Annotated in this window: 17 protein-coding genes and 1 pseudogene; 5 read left to right on the top strand and 13 right to left on the bottom strand. The window is 69.2% G+C overall.

What is annotated here, in order from left to right:
• Positions 1 to 1,364 precede the first annotated feature (1,364 nt).
• A complete protein-coding gene (locus ACZ45E_RS22540) occupies positions 1,365 to 1,799 on the top strand; it encodes a hypothetical protein (RefSeq protein WP_468223080.1) in 435 nt (144 codons plus the stop codon).
• Between the two features lie 186 nt (positions 1,800 to 1,985).
• Here the strand turns inward: ACZ45E_RS22540 and ACZ45E_RS22535 are convergent, their stop codons facing one another.
• Positions 1,986 to 2,330, bottom strand: coding sequence for a YrhK family protein (locus ACZ45E_RS22535; RefSeq protein WP_468223078.1), 345 nt, complete (start codon positions 2,328 to 2,330; stop codon positions 1,986 to 1,988).
• A gap of 184 nt (positions 2,331 to 2,514) precedes the next feature.
• The gene (locus tag ACZ45E_RS22530; protein WP_468223076.1) at positions 2,515 to 2,988 is read right to left on the bottom strand and encodes a hemerythrin domain-containing protein; all 474 of its coding nucleotides are present in this window, start codon (positions 2,986 to 2,988) and stop codon (positions 2,515 to 2,517) included.
• A gap of 492 nt (positions 2,989 to 3,480) precedes the next feature.
• Here ACZ45E_RS22530 and ACZ45E_RS22525 point away from each other — a divergent pair, with 492 nt between their 5' ends.
• Positions 3,481 to 3,738 (top strand): hypothetical protein, encoded by a 258-nt coding sequence (locus ACZ45E_RS22525; RefSeq protein ID WP_468223073.1) that lies wholly within the window; start codon positions 3,481 to 3,483, stop codon positions 3,736 to 3,738.
• Positions 3,739 to 3,768: 30 nt separating this feature from the next.
• Here the strand turns inward: ACZ45E_RS22525 and ACZ45E_RS22520 are convergent, their stop codons facing one another.
• The 4 genes from ACZ45E_RS22520 to ACZ45E_RS22505 form a co-directional block, all read right to left on the bottom strand.
• Entirely contained in the window at positions 3,769 to 4,005 is a 237-nt protein-coding gene (locus ACZ45E_RS22520) for a hypothetical protein (protein WP_468223072.1), read from the bottom strand.
• Positions 4,006 to 4,114: 109 nt separating this feature from the next.
• Complete coding sequence (locus ACZ45E_RS22515) at positions 4,115 to 4,927, bottom strand: SAM-dependent methyltransferase (protein ID WP_468223070.1); 813 nt, start codon at positions 4,925 to 4,927, stop codon at positions 4,115 to 4,117.
• 96 nt (positions 4,928 to 5,023) lie between these two features.
• Positions 5,024 to 5,248, bottom strand: coding sequence for a DUF397 domain-containing protein (locus ACZ45E_RS22510; protein WP_468223114.1), 225 nt, complete (start codon positions 5,246 to 5,248; stop codon positions 5,024 to 5,026).
• A gap of 29 nt (positions 5,249 to 5,277) precedes the next feature.
• Positions 5,278 to 6,144 carry a helix-turn-helix domain-containing protein gene (locus ACZ45E_RS22505; RefSeq protein ID WP_468223068.1) on the bottom strand — a complete coding sequence of 289 codons (867 nt, stop codon included), beginning with the start codon at positions 6,142 to 6,144 and terminating at the stop codon, positions 5,278 to 5,280.
• Between the two features lie 373 nt (positions 6,145 to 6,517).
• On the opposite strand from ACZ45E_RS22505, the gene ACZ45E_RS22500 reads away from it, so the two are divergent.
• Entirely contained in the window at positions 6,518 to 7,210 is a 693-nt protein-coding gene (locus ACZ45E_RS22500; RefSeq protein WP_468223065.1) for an ATP-binding protein, read from the top strand.
• A 1,644-nt stretch (positions 7,211 to 8,854) separates the two neighbouring features.
• Here the strand turns inward: ACZ45E_RS22500 and ACZ45E_RS22495 are convergent.
• Positions 8,855 to 10,000 carry a hypothetical protein gene (locus tag ACZ45E_RS22495; RefSeq protein WP_468223062.1) on the bottom strand — a complete coding sequence of 382 codons (1,146 nt, stop codon included), beginning with the start codon at positions 9,998 to 10,000 and terminating at the stop codon, positions 8,855 to 8,857.
• Positions 10,001 to 10,056: 56 nt separating this feature from the next.
• Here ACZ45E_RS22495 and ACZ45E_RS22490 point away from each other — a divergent pair.
• A pseudogene (locus tag ACZ45E_RS22490) lies at positions 10,057 to 10,188 on the top strand (NAD-dependent dehydratase); the annotation flags it as partial.
• A 96-nt stretch (positions 10,189 to 10,284) separates the two neighbouring features.
• Positions 10,285 to 10,797: a hypothetical protein gene (locus tag ACZ45E_RS22485; protein WP_468223059.1), complete on the top strand. Its 513-nt coding sequence runs from the start codon at positions 10,285 to 10,287 to the stop codon at positions 10,795 to 10,797.
• Between the two features lie 266 nt (positions 10,798 to 11,063).
• Here the strand turns inward: ACZ45E_RS22485 and ACZ45E_RS22480 are convergent, their stop codons facing one another.
• The 6 genes from ACZ45E_RS22480 to ACZ45E_RS22455 form a co-directional block, all read right to left on the bottom strand.
• Positions 11,064 to 12,209 carry a Gfo/Idh/MocA family oxidoreductase gene (locus ACZ45E_RS22480; protein WP_468223056.1) on the bottom strand — a complete coding sequence of 382 codons (1,146 nt, stop codon included), beginning with the start codon at positions 12,207 to 12,209 and terminating at the stop codon, positions 11,064 to 11,066.
• Positions 12,210 to 12,254: 45 nt separating this feature from the next.
• Positions 12,255 to 12,974 (bottom strand): nitroreductase, encoded by a 720-nt coding sequence (locus ACZ45E_RS22475; protein ID WP_468223054.1) that lies wholly within the window; start codon positions 12,972 to 12,974, stop codon positions 12,255 to 12,257.
• Between the two features lie 93 nt (positions 12,975 to 13,067).
• Positions 13,068 to 13,802, bottom strand: a complete 735-nt coding sequence (locus ACZ45E_RS22470; RefSeq protein ID WP_468223051.1) for an NADPH-dependent F420 reductase — start codon at positions 13,800 to 13,802, stop codon at positions 13,068 to 13,070.
• A gap of 107 nt (positions 13,803 to 13,909) precedes the next feature.
• On the bottom strand, positions 13,910 to 14,503 hold the full coding sequence (locus ACZ45E_RS22465) for a TetR/AcrR family transcriptional regulator (RefSeq protein WP_468223049.1): 594 nt from the start codon (positions 14,501 to 14,503) through the stop codon (positions 13,910 to 13,912).
• Between the two features lie 278 nt (positions 14,504 to 14,781).
• On the bottom strand, positions 14,782 to 16,245 hold the full coding sequence (locus ACZ45E_RS22460) for a glycosyltransferase family 2 protein (RefSeq protein ID WP_468223047.1): 1,464 nt from the start codon (positions 16,243 to 16,245) through the stop codon (positions 14,782 to 14,784).
• Positions 16,242 to 17,060 (bottom strand): glycosyltransferase family 2 protein, encoded by an 819-nt coding sequence (locus tag ACZ45E_RS22455; RefSeq protein ID WP_468223044.1) that lies wholly within the window; start codon positions 17,058 to 17,060, stop codon positions 16,242 to 16,244. Before ACZ45E_RS22455 ends, ACZ45E_RS22460 begins: the two co-directional genes overlap by 4 nt.
• Between the last annotated feature and the right edge of the window lie 73 nt (positions 17,061 to 17,133).

Genomic DNA, 17,133 nt, shown 5'->3' with positions numbered 1-17,133 from the left:
TGGGTCGGCGAGGCTGCCAGGCAGGTACCGATCAGGAGTAGGCAGACCATTGCCAGGAGCGAGCCGGTCCTGGAGAGAGCGGTGTGTCCGGTGCGTACCATGCTGTGATTCCTTCCCGGGTGGAGATGTGAGACGGTTCGGAGAGGGCGGCAACACGCTCTCCAGGCGCGGATGTTGAGCAGAGCGACCGGCGAACCCCCGATGGCTCGATGACGGGCGATGGGGCGTAAGACGCGGTGGGTACACGGGCACCAAAGTGAAGGCGTCCACGCCGGCCAGTGAGGCGAGCCCTTGTGGCGTCTGACGGACAGGGGGCGGAGGCGATCAGTGTCATGGGCGTAACGGTGCGCACAGCGTTGGTGAGGCGGCCTGGGCTGTCGGAGATGTTCTGCCTACCGGCGCAGGTCATCAGCGTCGCCGCGGAGGCGACCTGCGCGCCGGACAGCAGCCCGAGCACGGCCGGACAGCCCACCAACAGGCCGACGCAGGCGCGCCCGCCCCGCAATCGGCATGCAGGGTTGGTTCACGTATGGCCATGGTCTCTCCCAGGGCGCGGCTGACGCGATTGGTAGATGCGGTACGTCTAGGCTGCACACGTATTCCCCCGCACTGAATAGTCCGAAAGGACCGGCGCGCACACTGCTCCCACCGCTCACACCCGGCACGCTACGGCCACACGGGGTGCGCCTCCCAGGCGGAATCGCCTCACCGTTGACGGGACTGTCCCATCAACGGTGACCCCGCAGCTGAGGACTGGGTCGCCGTGCAGGCCGACGGGCGGCACACCGCCGAGATGCTCGAAATCCAGGCCAATGCCGCCGATCTGACGGCGTCTGAGGGCGGCGGCGCCGACCGGGCTCGGGCCGCCCCACGCGGGATCGGGGTAGGGCGCCCAGCCCCACAGGTGCGGTCGGCACGAGGTCGCGTACACGAGGGCACCGGAGGGCGTGGTCGGTACGGGTGTGGCGGCGGCGTAGGAGAAGTACGCCGTGCCGGTTCGGGTTCTGCGGCATGAGCGGAAGCGGGCGGGGGACACGGGCCGTGCCGGCCGTGTTTCCGCTTCCCCCGGCGGTGGGCGCGGTCCGACTGCGGGCACTGGGCTTGGGCTGTGCCGGTGCCCGCAGGGAGGCGGGAGTGCCGGCGTGGGGGTGACACTCTCCCCGGATGTCACCCCCACGCGCGGTGTCCTCGACGGCCCCAGGGGAAGCGGGAGTTCCCCTGCGTGCAACGGCCGCGAGGACAGGAGGCGGGAGCCGTGTAGTCGGCGATACGGCTCCCGCCGGCCTCAATGGGCTCGGGGTTGGGAGTCACGCCAGGACTTGTCCGGTCGAACATGGCTGCGGGCAGTCGGGCATGATGCCCGGGTGAGCATCATCGTGAAGTTCTTCGTGGCGCCGGACGACACGTCAGCGGGCCTGGCCCTCCGGACCGGGCCGAGACGAGCATGCGAGTCGCTCTCCTTCGGCAACTTCGATCCCGAGGAGGCCGTGATCGAGTGGGAATGCCTTCTGACCGACGGCAGCTTCGAGGAACTCGTCGAAGCCGGTGAGCCTCGTATCGTCGCCGGCCAGGACAATGACGGGTGTGTCGTCTTCGCGATTCCACCCCGCTTGTCCACTGCACTTGCGGGCGCCGGGGACTCCAGGTTGCGTGATGTCGCGGCCTCGTGGGCGCAGTTGCGCGCGGACGACGGTGAGGTCATCGACACCGAGATCGCCGCCGCGATCGTGGGTGATCTGGCTGCTCTCGTCAGTAGCGCCTTGCGCCAAAACCAGGGCGTCTACTGCTGGGTCGCTTAGGAGTTCATGTTCGAAGCCAGATCGCGGCGGCCGCCGCGGAGACCGTCGCTGTAGTCCTTGTCGGCCCGCGAGTCTGTCTGGCTTCTTGCGGGGGCCTGCTGGAGCAGCCGTTCCCAGGTCTGTCGGCGTTGGCGTTCGTAGACGGTCTTCCGGCAGGCAGGTTCGCCGACTGTGCGGGCTGGAACTTCAGTAGTCTTCCGGCGAACCGGTCTCCCTCTCGTGCGCGGTCGTGGCCCTTTCCGCGGCCCCTGCGGGCAGGGGCCGCGCACGTACTTTCTGCAGATGCAGGTGTCGGCCCAGCCGGAGCACAGGCCGAATGAGCAACTCGATACTGCCCGCCAGGAAGCACCAGGTGCCCGCAGTCGTCCACGCTTTGTAGAAGAACATGACGCTGCCGACGATGAACCAGCAGGCGATCAGAATGTCGTTGCTGATGCTCGCCGTCTCGTAGCGGCGGCGAATGATCAGCTCTTCGCTCCCGATGTGCCATACGAAGGAGCGATTGTCGCGGTCCTCAGATGTCTCACCCATGGTGCTCCAGGCTAGAACCTCTGTCGTCCGGTCCGTTCCGGCGGGCCATGCCACCGGTTCGCTGCCGCCATGACGTTTGTTGATCGCCTGCCGGTGGTTCTCTCACGGTCACGCCCGTCAACACTCGGCTGCGGAGGCACAACCGTTGGCGGCTGGGTCCGAACTCGTCGGATCCGGACCGGGGTTACTTGTCGGCGCTGGGAACGGCCAGCGGGTCATGGGGTGCGTTCTTCTTGGCGGCCTCCATCTGTTCTCCGAGTTCTGTGAGGCGGTTGCGCCCCATGGCCTTGCGAACTTCGGGGAACCACTCCTTCTCCTCCTCTTCGACATGGTGGCGCACGTTCTCGATGAGAACGGTCATTTTGGCGTCGAACCGTTCGTCGGACGCTTCGAGGTCTTTGAGCTCGGAGAGCATCCACAGCACGACGTGATGTTCCTCGACGCTCTCGAGTACGTGGTCCTTGGTGTCGGGGGCCGCTTCCCGGGAGGCCGGGTAGAAGATCTCCTCCTCGATGAAGGTGTGCGTGGTGAGCTCCTTGATCACCTGGTCGGCGATCTTCCGCTTCTGGGCGTGAGCGTTCTCCCCGGCTTTCTCGAACTCCTTGAACAGCTTCTCCACACTCTTGTGGTCGTCCTTGAGCAGCACGATCCCGTCCACAGGCTTCCTCCACGTCGATCTTCCCGCAGGCCGTGTGCCGGCTGGGATAAGCCGTCTACCCGTTTTCCGGGCGGGGGCATCCCCCCGTCGTGGATGACGCTCCAGCGAACTCAGCCCGACCCCGTCACCGCACGGTCCGCTGTCGTCCCGGCCTCTGGGCACATCCCGCACTGCGCCGTCCGCCACCCGTCATCGGTGAACGGCGCGGCCGTCGAGAGGCGACCGGGCCGGTGGCCCCGCGGCCCAGTAGCAGCACGAAGACCGCTCTGTGCCACCGATGTCTCAGAGACGCGCATGACCAGTGCGTCGAGGCGCCCCCGAGGGTTCACACGCCCTCCAGAACGGCCTTCAGCCGAGATGATCGGGCCGCTCCGGATCGTGCCTGGTCAAAGTTGTTGTCGCGGAGCCCGGTCACCCGTTCGGAGGTGGTTGTCGGGGACCTTCTGCGTGGTTCCGGCACGATCGAAGGGTGATCCGGTGAGGAGCCGGCCGATGAAGGAGAAGCCCGTGATCCGCAAAGCCGTAGCGTCCGCGTCTGTCGCCCTGGCCCTGCTCGTGGCGTCACCCGTCGCCGCGTGGGCCGCACCGAGCGCACCCCAGAAGGACCCCGTAGAGGTGTGCAAGAAGCTCGTCGAGCTCGTCAAGATCCTCAACCCTTCCCTTCCTGCGGCCGACCTGGACAAGCTCTGCGAGCCCAACAGTCAGAGCCCCACGCCCTCGACCTCACCCTCGCCGGCGAAGCCGCAGTAGGCAGTTGGATCTGCAGCAGGCTCAGGCATCTCAGCCGGGCCGGAGCTTTGTGGTGAGCCGATCGACCTGCAACGTCGTTCGAAGGTGGGTCACGTCACCCGGCTGTGCTTCTGGGTGGTCGGGTGGGACGCCGGCCGGGGTTGAGAGTCGGAATGACGACATACGCGTTTCGAGCAACTGCACCGTGCCCGGATAGAAGGCCGCGCTGTCGGGCCCGCTCATGTCTTCGCCGATGAGGTAGCGGTGGAGCCATTCCGAGAAGCTCATATCGGCCACAGACCGTTGGGGGCGCCGAAGCTCAACAGGTTCTGCGTCATGTCAGTTACCCGGAAGCAGTCGGCGGGGGAGCAGTCAGGGGCGCCGGGCAGGGTGCCGGTCAGGGTTTGATGCCGACGCCGGCCAGCAGGCTGATATCGGCATCGGTCGGTTCGGTGCCATCAGGGGCTGTGGTGGGGCGCCAGCGGTGACAGCAGCAGATTCCGGGGGTGATCAGATCCAGGCCGTCGAAGAAGCGGGCCACCTCGCTCCGGGTGCGGAACTGGACCGGCGTCCCGGCCTCGGTGTAGGCCCTGGCGACGTTGTTCCAGGTGGCAGGGTCGAAGTCGGGAGTGCAGTGATTCATGGCCAAAACGCTGCCGGGCGAAAGAGGATCGAGGAGCCGGCGCACGATGGCGTAGGGATCGTGCGGGGCGGTGACGAAATGCATGAGTGCGTTCAGGGTGAGCGCGATGGGCTGGTCGAAGTCGAGGACCTCGGCGTCCTGCACGGCATCGATCAGGGCTTCGGGGTCAGTGACGTCGGCTTCGATATAGGCCGTGCGTCCCTGTGCGGTGCTGCGCATAAGGCGTTCGGCGTATTTGAGGACGAGGGGGTCGTTGTCGGCGTATACGACGCGGGCTCCGGGGGCGACGGACTGGGCGATCTGGTGCAGGTTGGGTTCGGTAGGGATGCCGGTCCCGATGTCGAGCCACTGGCGGATGCCGTGCTCCTGGGCCAGCACACGGGTGGCGCGGCGCATGAACGCCCGGTTCTCGCGGGCCGTCACCGGCAGGCCGGGATGGGCCTTGGCAGCGATCAGGGCTGCTTCCCGGTCGACGTCGAAGTGGTCCTTGCCGCCCAGGAAGTAGTCGTACATCCGCGCCGAGTGCGCCCTGCTGGTGTCGAGATCCCGGCCGTCCTGCCTGGTCATGTTCGCCCTTTCAGGTGAGTGGTGGTTGAGTCGGGGCCGGGACGAGGACCGGTGCCGGCGTATCGGCGGCCCTTGTCGCGGTTCGGCGGGTCTGGTTCACACGTCGACATCGGTCAGGTGATCGGCCAGGCCCTCCTTGATACCGCGCACGAACGCGGCGATCTCTTCGGGGGCGCAGATCAGCGCCGGTCCGGCCGGGTCAGTGGACTGCCGCAGGGCCACCCGGCCGTCGGGGAGTTTCTTCGTCTCCACGCACTGGCCGCCGTTGGGGCCGCTCCAGGGCCGCATCCAGCCCTTCTCGCCCAGTTCCAGGGCGGGCATTCCGTTGTAGATGTCATCGTCGGCACCGATCACGAGTACTCCTTGCGCATGCGTTGCAAAAGCCCCCTGCTGTCCTTGGAGGAGGTGAGCAGGGCCATCCGGGAGTGCGCCTCGAGGTGGGCGACGACGTCCGGGCGCTGGTCCAGGTAGACGGCGGCCGACAGCAGCTCGCTGTAGACGATGTCGGGCAGCTCGGGCTCCTCGAAGCGGAAGTACGTGAAGGGGGCGCACGCCCCGACGTGCGCCCCCGCGGTGAACGGCACGATGTCGACGCTGACGTGCGCGAGTTCGGAGATCTCAAGCAGTCGGTCGATCTGGTCACGCATCACCTCAGGCCCGCCCACCTCCCGGTGCAGGACGGCTTCCTCCATCACCACCCACAAAGTGGGGGCGTCGTCGCGCTCCAACAGCTTCTGGCGGCGCAGCCGCAACTCCACGCGGCGCTCGATCTCTTCGTCGCTACCGTTGGGCAGACCGCCGCGCAGCACAGCTCGGGCGTAGGCGGGGGTCTGCAAAAGGCCGCTCACGTAGTGCGGTTCGTAGGTGCGCAGGGTCTTGGCGCCGGTCTCCAGGCTGACGTAGGCGGTGAACCAGCTGGGGACCGCATCGCGGTAGGAGTGCCACCAGCCGGGCTTGTTGGCCTGCTCGGCCAGATCGACGAACTCCTCGATCTCACGGCGCGCCGCGCCGTAGGTCTCGAGCAGCTTTTCCACATACAGGGGCTTGAGGGCGACCTCGGCCTTCTCCAGCCGACGAATCGTCAGGGTCTTCACTCGCAGGGCCTTCGCCGCGTCCTCCAGGGAGGCGCCGGCCGTGAGCCGCATGTCCTGCAACCGACGGCCCAAGATCATACGCAGGACGGTCGGCGCGCTGGTACCAGAACGGGCCTCACTCACATCCCACCTCCCGAGGGACTGCCAACAATGCCATTCTGACAGTCACTTGATGTCAAAGCCAGGGCGATACCCGACGGCTGAAATTATCAGGAAGCAGCTTGCAGCGGGAGGTGATCACGCGCATAGTCGGCATATGCGCGGCTACGCCACAGCCCTGACACACCATCCGGCCTCGGCCGGACCGGCGCTGCCGCTGCCCGCGCCCTCGTCGGCGCCCGCACCACGACCCTTGACCAGGCATCTACACCGCTTACACCGCTTACACCGCTTACACCGCTTACACCGCTTACACCGCTTACACCGCACCGCTCGAGGTGCAGCACGCACTCTCACACTGTGCCTGTCGGGCGACGGGCCTTGGAAGGCGACCCTTGTGACCTGGCCCCCGACCCCGGCCTCGACGAAAGCTCTGGCCACGCCCGTGTCCGGCCGCCAGTACTGGTTCGGCCTGCCGGCCCTGCCTACCAGTGCGAGAGCGGCCCGTGACATCGTCCGCAAGCGACTGGACGCCTGGCAGGTGCCCGGCGACACCTGCGACGATGCGGTACTGCTGGTTTCCGAGCTGACCACGAACGCGGTCCTGCACACGGACAGCGGACATCTCCTGTGCGGTCTCACGCTGACCGGTGACAAACAGCGCCTGCGCATCGAACTCCACGACAGCGGCCTGACCTCGGTCCCTCTGCCCGAACACCGAGCCGAGCCCTACGAGGAGAGCGGCCGCGGCCTGGTTCTCGTCCAGGAGCTCGCCGACCGCTGGGGCTGTGCACGCCACGCGCACACGGAAGGCAAAGTCGTCTGGGTCGAACTGGACCCCGGCGTCGGCCACGCCCTGAACGCAGGGCCCGCCCTCGGGAACGCCCCTGCAAGGGACGTTCCTTCCTGGAGCCACCCGGAGAAGGCAGTCATGAGCACTCACGACGAAACCACGTCCCCCGTCGCGCAGCGTGCTGCGGCGGAAAGCCATACCCCTGTTGCGCAACGCGGACCGACGGTCCCCGAACTCGTCACCGGCCCTCATGGCCAGCCTTCGCGGGGTCAGCCCGGGGCGGGTGGCACCGCGTGAGGTACACCAGTTCGGCCGGCTGCCTGCAGGGGTCGGCGATGGGCCTGCAGAAGCCCCCTCAAAGCGGACAGAACGAATATCGTATCTATCTGGAGCACTTGATGAGCTGTCCGGAGTGCGACAAGCTCCCGGGCCGGTGCCGCGCGGGGCAGGCGCTGCATTGTGCCTATCGCGCGGCTCGTAGCGATCAGCATAAGTAGATGCCATCTGGCACGATCGCGGCTGCCGCGAACGTAGTACGCGGCGCGGTGCGCGGCAGGCGAACAGCCGGAGCCCTGAACGCGTGCTGGTGTCCGGTGGCTTGCGCGGAGGAGGGTGGGCTACGGGCCGTGCCGACCGCTTTTCAGCTCTCCCTGGCGGCAGGCGCGGTCCGACTGCGGACACTGGGCTCGGGCTGTGCCGGTGGTCGCAGGGAGGCGTGGGTGCCGGCGTGGGGGTGACACTCTCCCCGGATGTCACCCCCACGCGCGGTGTCCTCGACGGCCCCAGGGGAAGCGGGAGTTTCCCCTGCGCGGAACGGCCGCGAGGACAGGAGGCGGGAGCCGTTGTCGTCGGCGATACGGCTCCCGCCGGCCTCAATGGGCTCGGGGGCTGGGAGCCACGCTCTTCAGGGAAGGACACCTTCCCTGACCCGAAGCGTACGACTCCCGAGGCCTCCTCCGGTAGAGCGCATGGCTGGACGTGCCCGCCGCGGGGGCCAGGGGCGGGCTGGAGCCGTCTCACCGTGTGGTGCGTGGCGGCCGGACCTTGAACCGCGGACGGTTCGCAACGCGGTGGTGACGTTGGCCTGGATGAGCCGGGGGAAGCCTTGTGCAGGGGCATGAGCAAGGAACACGAGAGGCATCACTCGGAGCACTGGCCAGGGCAGGCACGACTCGGCGGGCGATCAGACGGCCGGGACGGGGGAGCGGCGGCTGGCGCTCGGCGTGCGCTGATCCGCCACGAGGCTGGAGGCGGACGTGTGGGATCGGCCCGTGGGGAGATGGTTTGCCGCGCAGAGCAGCATCAGCACGCCCGCGTGCGCAGCAACCAACGGTGCGCCGCATCCACGGTGTCGTTGCGCTGCATCTGCGGCTGGGAAGGCGCCGCCACCCGGGCCGGGCGTGGGGCGGGCAGGATCGACGGGCGATGTCGTCAGCACAAGCCAGCAGCTTGTGTAGGCGCTGGTGATCAGAGCGGCGATCACGCGCGGTGTCCTCTCGCGCGAATCACCCTGCTGCCGGTGCTTATGCCCCTGATCGGCGGTCTGTCAGTGCCTCCGAAGCCGGTGACACCCCCCCCTCAGGCCATGCGGTCGACAAGGCGGGGAGTCATGACCAACTCCGAAGTCAGGTACCCCCGTTGCGGTGCTACGAAGAAAGTAATGGGGGGCGGGGGGCAGGTGGACTGCCGCGGCAGGGGCGGGCGGCCAAGTACGGCGGTGGCGGGCCCGCTTGGGCGGGAAGTGGTGGCGCTGAGGCGTGAGGGCGGCCTGCTTTCGGCCGCGGCCACGCGCGTACCGGCATGTCGGCACTCACGCGCGCGTGGCCGTGGAGAGTCGAGAAGCGGCCACACGCGCGTACGCCCTCTGTCCCCACGTGCGCCACGCGCGTGGGGACAGAGGGCCGGAACTCGTTCCGAGGCTTCCGAGCTGTCCGGCAGGGCTCAGAAGTCCTCGTCCAGCTCGTCGAAGCCCGACCCGCCGGATTCGGTGGAGCCCAGAGCGGCCATCCCGAACATGCCGCTCGTGATGAGCTCCTTCATGGGGATCTCCGCGGCGCCCGCCGGGGCGGTGACGTCGCCTGCCTCACCGAATCTCACGGACAGCGGGACCTTCGCTCCGTGGGCGTCGTCCGCGAGGGAGGCGATGTCCATGGAGACGCCGGTCAGAGTGCCGTCCTTGATGGCGAAGTCGACGGCGACCTTCTTGTTCGGCGCGTCCTTCAGGTCCTTGGCGGTGGGGAGTTCGGCGCCCTCGGGCAGTTCGTCGGAGATCGGTCGCAGCTTGGCGACGACGTCCGTCAGGAGCTTGCGGAACGGCGCCTTGGCGGTGACGTGCTCGGTACCGTTCTTGTCACCCTTGTCGGTGAGGGTGACATTGTTCTCCAGCGCGCCGCGCACAGCCTTCATGATCTTTTTCTGGGTGGCGGAGTCGACCACATCCTCGTCCGCCTTTCCATCCGCCTTCTTGCCGCTCCGCTCGGCGGAGCGCTCCTTGAGATCGTCCGTCCTGAACTTGACCCACTTGCCGTCGAGAACGTTGCGGAACGCCTTGCCCTCCTTGCCGGGGGGCAGGTCGTCGGCGGTGGGTGCGGGGATGCCCGCGAGCTCGGAGAAGGCGTCGAGGTCCATGCGGTAGTACGCGTAGTCACCGGACAGGCGGTACTCGGCCAGGACGCCCTGCGGGCCATTGATCTTCAGGCCGGCGCCGACGATGTCCTTCTCGCCCGAATCGGCGAGCGGCTTCTTGGACCGCACGGAAATGCTGATCCGGGACTTGGTGAGGGCCTTGGCCATCTCGGGCGGCAGGACCTCGTCGTCCGAACCCGCGAGCTTCGTCAGCGCGGCGGGTGAGGCGTCCAGGCCCAACTCCACGGACAGGGACGTGCGCTCACCCAGTTTGTCCGCGGCCCGGTCGATTTTCTGGGCCGCGGTGAGGTTCTCCACGGTGCCGCAGGCCGCGGTCGTCGCGAGCAGCAGGGCCGCACAGCCCGCCGCGGTCAGGGTGGTGTTGCGTATGACGCTGATGACGTACTCCCGTAGTCGTTCGCGGCGGGGTCGTGAGGGTGCCGCGGTACCCGTGTGACCCACGAGCCGCCCACATGGTTGTGCGGTGAACCGTCCGGGGCGGGCGTACAGGCGGAAACATGCGCATTGTCATCGCTGGTGGTCATGGTCGGATCGCGCTGCGGCTGGGGCGTCTGCCCGCCGCGCGCGGGGACGAGGTGGCGGGAGGAGGGCGCGGCGCGTCTGCCGGGCGCGGACGCCGCGCACCAGGGCGGATGTGGCCCCAGCTGGGTCATGCTTGATCGCTAGCGCCGGGACGTGGGGTCCGGCATGGCTCTTGGGGGTCTGCGGTGGTAGTCAGTGAGCTGGTGCGTGCAGAAATGCGACGGGTCGATTGGGCTTCGCTGGAGTGCGGCTGCGGCGATACTGCGGAGCATGTGCCTCTTCTGATCGAGGCGATCATCACTGCTGAGACGTCCCTGGACATGATCGGATACACCCTCGATGGTCACGTCGAGGAAAGCACCATCATCTTCGAGTGCACTCCGCCGGCGGTCGGCGTGATCATGGCCGCCCTGGCAGGTGACCTTTCGGCACTGGCCCGAGACGTGCTGCTGCAGACGTTGTCGTTCGTGGCCGCGGGCTGTGGCGACCATCAGCTGGACGCAGAAGACGCGGGCCTTGGTGACCGATGCCGGACCCACGCGCAGGAAGGATTCTGGGGCCTCGCCCGGATCGGCCTCACGGGTACTGCGGACAACGCTGAAACCGTCGCCGACATCTGTGAGTACTTCGAGCTGGGCGGTGACAAAGCCGCCTTCTACCAGGCCGAGCTTCGCGAGCGTATGCGCGCGAGGAAGAAGCGCGGGCAACGCGTCTGACCTGTGAAGGTCACGGGGGCCGGGCAGGACGAGGGTGCGCAAGAGGGCGAAGAAAGCACGGCTGTATGGCTGGCGATTGAACGGCTTCGTCGACAACCGTCGCGCATCCGTCCTGGGCCCCCATCGCGCAGGACTTCGCCGGCGACCCGGTGTTCGTGGATCACAGGTCGGGGGCCGGAAGGCGAAGTCGGCATCTCTCGTTCGGGGGCCGCCATCGGGCGGCACACGCTGACAGCGCTCGTCGCCTTCGGGCTGAACGGCCCGCGTCAGGGGGCGAGTCGGGTGCGTTCGCCGGTGGTTGCGGCGCGTTCGATGCTGTCGAGGAGGCGGTGGCGGCGTACGGCGTGCCCGAAGTCGGGTGCGGTGCGGGTCCCCTCGGTCAGGTCGTCGTGGAGGTCGGCGTACGCGTGGGCCAGGGCGTAGCCGGGTTCGTCGGAGCGACCTGCGATGGAGGGGATCCGCTCGTAGGTGTCGGGGACGGCGAGTGCGGTGAGTCGGACGTCGTTGCCGCGGGCGCCGTGCAGGGTGAGGGGTGCCAGCTGCAGGTGCCCGCTGGGCGCGGTGACGATGAGATCGCCGTCGGTTCCGTTGATCTCCCAGTGGAAGTTCGTCCCGCGGGAGGAGCCTCCGCGGTAGTGGACGGAGGCGACGGCCCCGCCCTCCAGGACTCCCGTGACCGAGACCTGGTCGGCCGCCGTCATGGTCCTGCTCTCGCCGGTCTCGGCGTTGGTGACGCGGGGGCGGCGGACCGCCGTGGTGGCGGTGGCCTCGGTGAACTCACCAAGGACCGTCGACAGCGCGTCGATGGTGTGTCCGAAGGGGATGGTGAGCAGGGTGGCCCCGTTGTCCCGGTCGAGCAGGTACTCGCTGCCGGAGGAGTACGTGGGTCCCCAGGCGCCGCCGGAGGCGATCATGCTGGTGGACAGCACCTCGCCGACGTAGCCCTCGGCGACCAAGTCGCGCGTATACCGCAGGGCAGGGTTGGCACGGGCCTGGAGGCCCACGAAGCCGCGGACGCCCGCACGGGCGGCGAGCTCCGCCAACTCCTCCGCTTCCGCAGGGCCGTTGGCCAGGGGCCACTCGCACAGGACGTTCTTGCCCGCGTGCAGTGCCGCCCCGACGAGCCTGCGGTGGTGGGGGACCTTCACGGTCACCACCACCAAGTCCACTTCGTCGCGACGCACCAGTTCCTCGGCGCTGCCGAAGGCCAGTGGGGTGCCGTACTTCTGCCCGGCTGCCCTGGCGGACTCGGCGCTGCTGGCGCTCAGCGCGCGCAGTTCGAACTTTCCCTTCAGCGCTTCCAGGGCCGGCACATGGGCGCGGGCGGCCCAGCCGCCGCGCGCGCTCAGCCCGATGATGCCGACGCCCACGGGAGAGGGGAGTGGTTCGGCGGCCGAGACGGTGAATGACATGGTGGTGGGTCTTCTCTTCCTGCCGGTGACGAGCGCAGCGGGTTCTTACGCGTCGAGGATGCCGGGGGTGTCGTGCAGGACCACGCTCTGCTGCAGCGGGATGCGGTCCATACGGACGTTGTTCACCGGCGTGGTCTCGTCGGCGATGCCGAAGGAGATGCCGAACAGCAGCTTGAGGTCCTCGGGGACGCCCAGGAAGTCGCGGACGGTGTCGGCGTAGAAGCCGAGTTGGGTCTGCGGGATGCCGGCAAGACCGCGGGCGGCGAGGGAGAGCAGAAAGTTCTGCCCGTACATGCCGATGTCGCCGGCCGCCCGCACTCCGTCGCCGAACGTCGGCATGAACAGGAATGCGGCGTGCGGTGCGCCGAAGAACTCCAGGCCCTTGCGGGCGACGGTCTTCCGGGCGTCCCGGTCCTCGCGCTTCAGGCCCTGGGCCTGGGTGATGGTCGCGGCGTGGTGGTGTGCCCGGTCGAGGTAGGCGCCGTCACCGAAGTCGGCGTAGTCGAAGGTGAAATCGGGCGAGAAGCGGCCCTCCTCGTCGGCCCTGAGCATCTCCTTGCTCAGGGCGTTCCGCGCCGCGCCGGAGACGATGTGCACCGTCCACGGCTGCGTATTGCAGTTCGACGGGGCGGCCTGTGCGTCTTCCAGCACGCCGCGGATGTCCGAGGCGGACAACGGATCGGGGAGGAAACTCCGCACAGAGTGCCGGGCCCGCACGATGTCGGTGAAGGCCGGAGCCGGAGTGGGCATGGCTGTGGTGGACAAGGCGATTCCATTCTGGCGTGGTTGATTCCCGCGTATTCGGGATGCTTCACGGGTGTTCCTGCCGGCCTGGCACGGCCGGACGCCCCGCATGCGTCAGCGGTGGGCGGCGCGGTTCATCTCGACGACATCGTCCAGGGTGGCCGTGGCCGGGAGGGCGGCGAAGCGTTCCGGGACGCTGTCGCGGATGCGGGTGTCCTTGACGCGGTCGGCCGCGGCGAGGGCCGCGGGCAGTTCGTCGAGGGTCAGCTCGGTGCAGTAGGCGGGGCTGTTCGGCTGCTGGCGCCAGGAGTCGGCCAGTGTGCCGGCGTCGTAGGGGTCGAAGCCGGTGTCGTCGACGAGCCGCATGGCCACCCGCCGCGCCTCCTCGGAGTCGCCGGCGACCGGGATGGCGATACGGCCCGGGGTGCCGGCCGGCACGCCCCGGGTCCGCTGGGTCTCGGCCAGGGCGGCATTCCACGCCTTGACCACGGGGCGTCCCAGCTGCTCGGCGTTCCACACGCTGTCGACTGCGCCGTTGTCCACGGCCTCGATCCGCCCGCTGAGGAACGGGTAGTAGTTCGAGGTGTCGATGACCGCCGTCTCGTCAGGGACCGAGGCCAGTGGGGCGGCCAGCTTCCCCGCCAGCCCGAAGGGGATGGCCAGGATGATGACGTCCCGGCCCTGGACGGCGTCGGCGAGCTCCGCCGCGCGAGCCCCGGACTCCAGTGCCTCCGGGCGGATGGCCTCGGGGCCGCGGGCGTCCGACACCTGGACGTCGTGACCGGCCGTGCTGAGCTTGGCGGCGAGGTTCCCGCCGATGGCACCAGTGCCTATGACAGTAATTTTCATGATGTGTCCTTGGAAGGTGCGCTGTCTCCGAGGGCAGTGCGATGTGACGGGTGGGCGGCAGCGCCCCCTGGTGTCGCGGGGGTGGGGCCGGGCCGGGTGCCTGACGTCTACGCCTGGCCGTCCCGCTCGCGGTAGCCGCTCGCGATGAGCATGCGGAGCCGGTCGAGCGGCTCCTCCTCGGTGCCGGTGCCCTTGATCCAGGCAACGGAACAAGCCGCGAGGAACAGGTCGTGCCCGCGCACCGACGCGCGCACGCGCCCCGCGAGCTGCGCGGCTCGCACATACTGATCGGTGGCGGAGATGAGGATGTCGCAGGGGATCGTGAGCGGGTTGTCCGGCTCCTGCGCCCTGGCAGCGGCCATGAGCGGGTCGGGCAGCCCGCTGAAGGCGCTGAAGTAGTTCTCCATCGCCCGCAGCCACTGCTCCAGCGCCTCGGCGGGGTCGTCGAGCTGCTCGATGTCCGCCTGGCGGGCCACCAGCTCCTCGGAGCGTGTCTGCAGCACGGCCGCGAGCAGCGCCTCCCGGGTGGGGAAGTGCCGGTACAAGGTGGCGGGCCCGACGCCGGCCTCCTTGGCCACCGCCTCCAGGGACGTGCCCACCCCGTGCTGCAGGAAGTGACGCTGGGCAGTCTCCAGGAGGGCAGCGCGGTTGCGCTGGACGTCCGCGCGGGGCTTGCGTCCCCGCTGTTCACCGACGCTCATGCGCCCGCCTCCTGCTGCTGCCCTGATCCTGTTGGCCGCATCAAAACGGATGCTGCCTCCGTATGTATTCGAGAGTAAAACGGAGGCAGCATCCGGTCAAATTGGCGGCCGACCACGGCGCCCGGACAGCACCGGGTCCCGCACTCCCGCACCACCACGCCGCCTGGTCAACTGGGCAGGGCGCGCAGCACCTTGGAGAAGGCGGCCTCGCCCTCGATTGTCCGGCGGTGCCACCGGCGGGTCTGCGCCGCTCGGTGTCGGGAGCCGGGGTGTCGCGGTCACAGGTACCTGACGCGCTGTTCCGCGCTGCCGGCCAGGAAACCGGAGAGTCGGGCACCGTAACGGATCCAGCGGCGGCGCAGGCTCGGGGAGCGGGCGAGGTCGGGGGTGTGCAGGAGCAGCCACGACCAGTTCGTGAGGACCGTCCGGTTGCCACGGCGCTCGAAGCCCGCGTGGCGGTAGGCGGCGTACAGCCGGGCACCGGACCTGCCGTAGTTCCATTTCTGCCGGGCCAAGGAGGAGAGTTCGGCGCGCAGCCGGTAGTGCATGCGGGCGTCGTGGGCGTATGCGACCTGGTAACCACACAGGTGGGCCCGCCAGGACAGGTCCATGTCCTCGCCACCGCCCCGGTAGGTCTCGTCCCAGCCGCCGATTGTGGTCAGCACGTCCTTCCAAGCGGCGCAGTTGGCGCCTCGCGCGAAGGGCAGGAAGTCGGTCTGCTCGGTCATCGGCATCGGCTGCTCGTCGGCGTACGCGGGGCTGAGCACACTGCTGTCCAGGCTGCCGCCGATCAGGTCGGCCTCCGGCGCGGCCTCGGTCAGCGCGGCCAGCCAGCCGGGATCGGCGACGTCGTCCGCGTCGCAGAAGGCGATGAAGTCACCGCGGGCGGCGGCGATTCCACGGTTGCGGGCGTAGCTCTCGCCGGGGCGTTCGTGGGCGTCGACGATGCGCAGGGCGGGCAGGTCGGGACGGGCTTTCTCGGCCACCTCGCGGGTCGCGTCGGTCGAGCCGTTGTCGACGACGAGGACCTCCCAGGGTGTGCTCAAGGTCTGTGATGCAAGTGCACGCAGCTGTGCCGGGAGGGTGAGGGCGCCGTCGCGGACGGGGATCACGACGGAGACGAGGTCGGGGGCCCGTCCGCGGCCGGACATCTCCACGCGGGGCGTGTGGACAGCGGGGACGAGGTGCGCGTCCCGTACGAGGCCGGCCCCGGCGGCCCGGGCGGCGGACACGGTCGCGGCGCTGTCGTCGCTCCGGCGCCGCACCAGCAGTCGCGGCACCACGACCCGTGCGGCCGTACAGCCGCTCGTGCCCAGCAGCTCATGTCGTAGGGCGTACGCGGCGCCGTCGAGACCGGGCGCCAGGGTGATGCCCTCGACCAGCGCGTCCGCCCGCAGCCGGAGTGTGCCGCACTGGACGAGGCCCGCACCGTCGGCAGCCGCGCCGGCCAGATGACGCAGCCAGTCGGGGAGGGCCTGGTCACCGCCGTGGAGGAAGGCGACGTAGGGAGTCCGGCTGACGCGTGCGGCCTCGACGCAGGCCGCGGCGGCGGCGCCGGGAGCGCAGCGCACGAAGTGCGGCCGTGGGGACGGCGGCGGGTCCGCGGAGGTGACCACCGTGATCGTGGCGGGCGGCAGGGTCTGGCGCAGCAGGCTCTCGACCGCGGGTTCCCACCGGCCCTCGGGTGCCGCGACGACCACGCCGATCTCGGGCAGGGGTGGTTCCGCGCTCGCCACCGTCACCCGCCCACCGCGACCGGGGCCAGCGTGAAGTCGATGTCGTTGGGCGGGGCGACCAACAGGGGCAGCAGCGCCTCACGGGTCCGCGCCTCGCGGCGGCGGCGCTCCTGGGCGTTCATGGCCCCGGTGTAGGAGAGGCGTTCCGCGGAGCCGAAGCCCGTCTCGGGCGCCTGGGTCAGCGACCGGGGCCAGATCCGGTAGCGGTAAAGGACGTGGCGCACACTGCGCAACCGGTACAGCCGGGCCGCCCTGAGGTGGAAGTCGGTGTCCGCGCCCAGCCGGACCGTGCCGTCGAAGCCGCCGAGCCGCTCCAGCACCTCGCGGCGCACGACCGACGACGGGTGCAGCAGAACCGTCGAACGGCCCAGGCGCATCCACAGGTTGCCGTTGCGGGGCATCCGGCGCCGGCCGGTGCGGTGGCCCTCCGCGTCGATGTACTCGTAGGCGCAGCCCACCAGGTCGGCCTTGTCCCGCTCCAGCACGGCGAGTTGATGGCGCAACCGGCCCGGAAGGCTGATGTCGTCGGCGTCCTGGAAGGCGACGTAGGGCGTGTCCACGCGTTCCAGGACCTTGTTCTTGATGCGCAGGTGGCCGACGTTCTCGGAGGTGCGCAGCACGGTCAGGCGCGGGTCCCGGGCGTACGGGCGCAACGCGGCCGTCCACGCGTCGTCGGGGGAGCAGTCGTCGACCACGATCAGACGAAGGTCGGTCCGGTCCTGGCTGAGGACCGAGGCCGCCGCCGCGCCCAGGTAGTCAGCGCAGTCGTGGTGCGGCAGGACGACGGTGACCGCCGCCCGAGTGTGTGCCGAGCTCCGCACGGCGTCTCCCTTCCGGGGCCGCCGCGGCGGGCGGCCGGCTGTGTCGGCGTCCGGGCGGCCGCCGTGGGCGGCC

The organism is Streptomyces sp. NPDC030991, from assembly GCF_055571235.1.
This window is presented reverse-complemented; position numbering and strand designations above follow the sequence as displayed.

Excerpts from the sequence above, each read along its gene's own strand:
- ACZ45E_RS22535 (WP_468223078.1), bottom strand. The coding sequence starts at position 2,330 with ATGGGTGAGACATCTGAGGACCGCGACAATCGCTCCTTCGTATGGCAC.
- ACZ45E_RS22525 (WP_468223073.1), top strand. The coding sequence starts at position 3,481 with ATGAAGGAGAAGCCCGTGATCCGCAAAGCCGTAGCGTCCGCGTCTGTC.
- ACZ45E_RS22520 (WP_468223072.1), bottom strand. The coding sequence starts at position 4,005 with ATGAGCTTCTCGGAATGGCTCCACCGCTACCTCATCGGCGAAGACATG.
- ACZ45E_RS22515 (WP_468223070.1), bottom strand. The coding sequence starts at position 4,927 with ATGACCAGGCAGGACGGCCGGGATCTCGACACCAGCAGGGCGCACTCG.
- ACZ45E_RS22510 (WP_468223114.1), bottom strand. The coding sequence starts at position 5,248 with ATGCCCGCCCTGGAACTGGGCGAGAAGGGCTGGATGCGGCCCTGGAGC.
- ACZ45E_RS22480 (WP_468223056.1), bottom strand. The coding sequence starts at position 12,209 with ATGTCATTCACCGTCTCGGCCGCCGAACCACTCCCCTCTCCCGTGGGC.
- ACZ45E_RS22470 (WP_468223051.1), bottom strand. The coding sequence starts at position 13,802 with ATGAAAATTACTGTCATAGGCACTGGTGCCATCGGCGGGAACCTCGCC.
- ACZ45E_RS22465 (WP_468223049.1), bottom strand. The coding sequence starts at position 14,503 with ATGAGCGTCGGTGAACAGCGGGGACGCAAGCCCCGCGCGGACGTCCAG.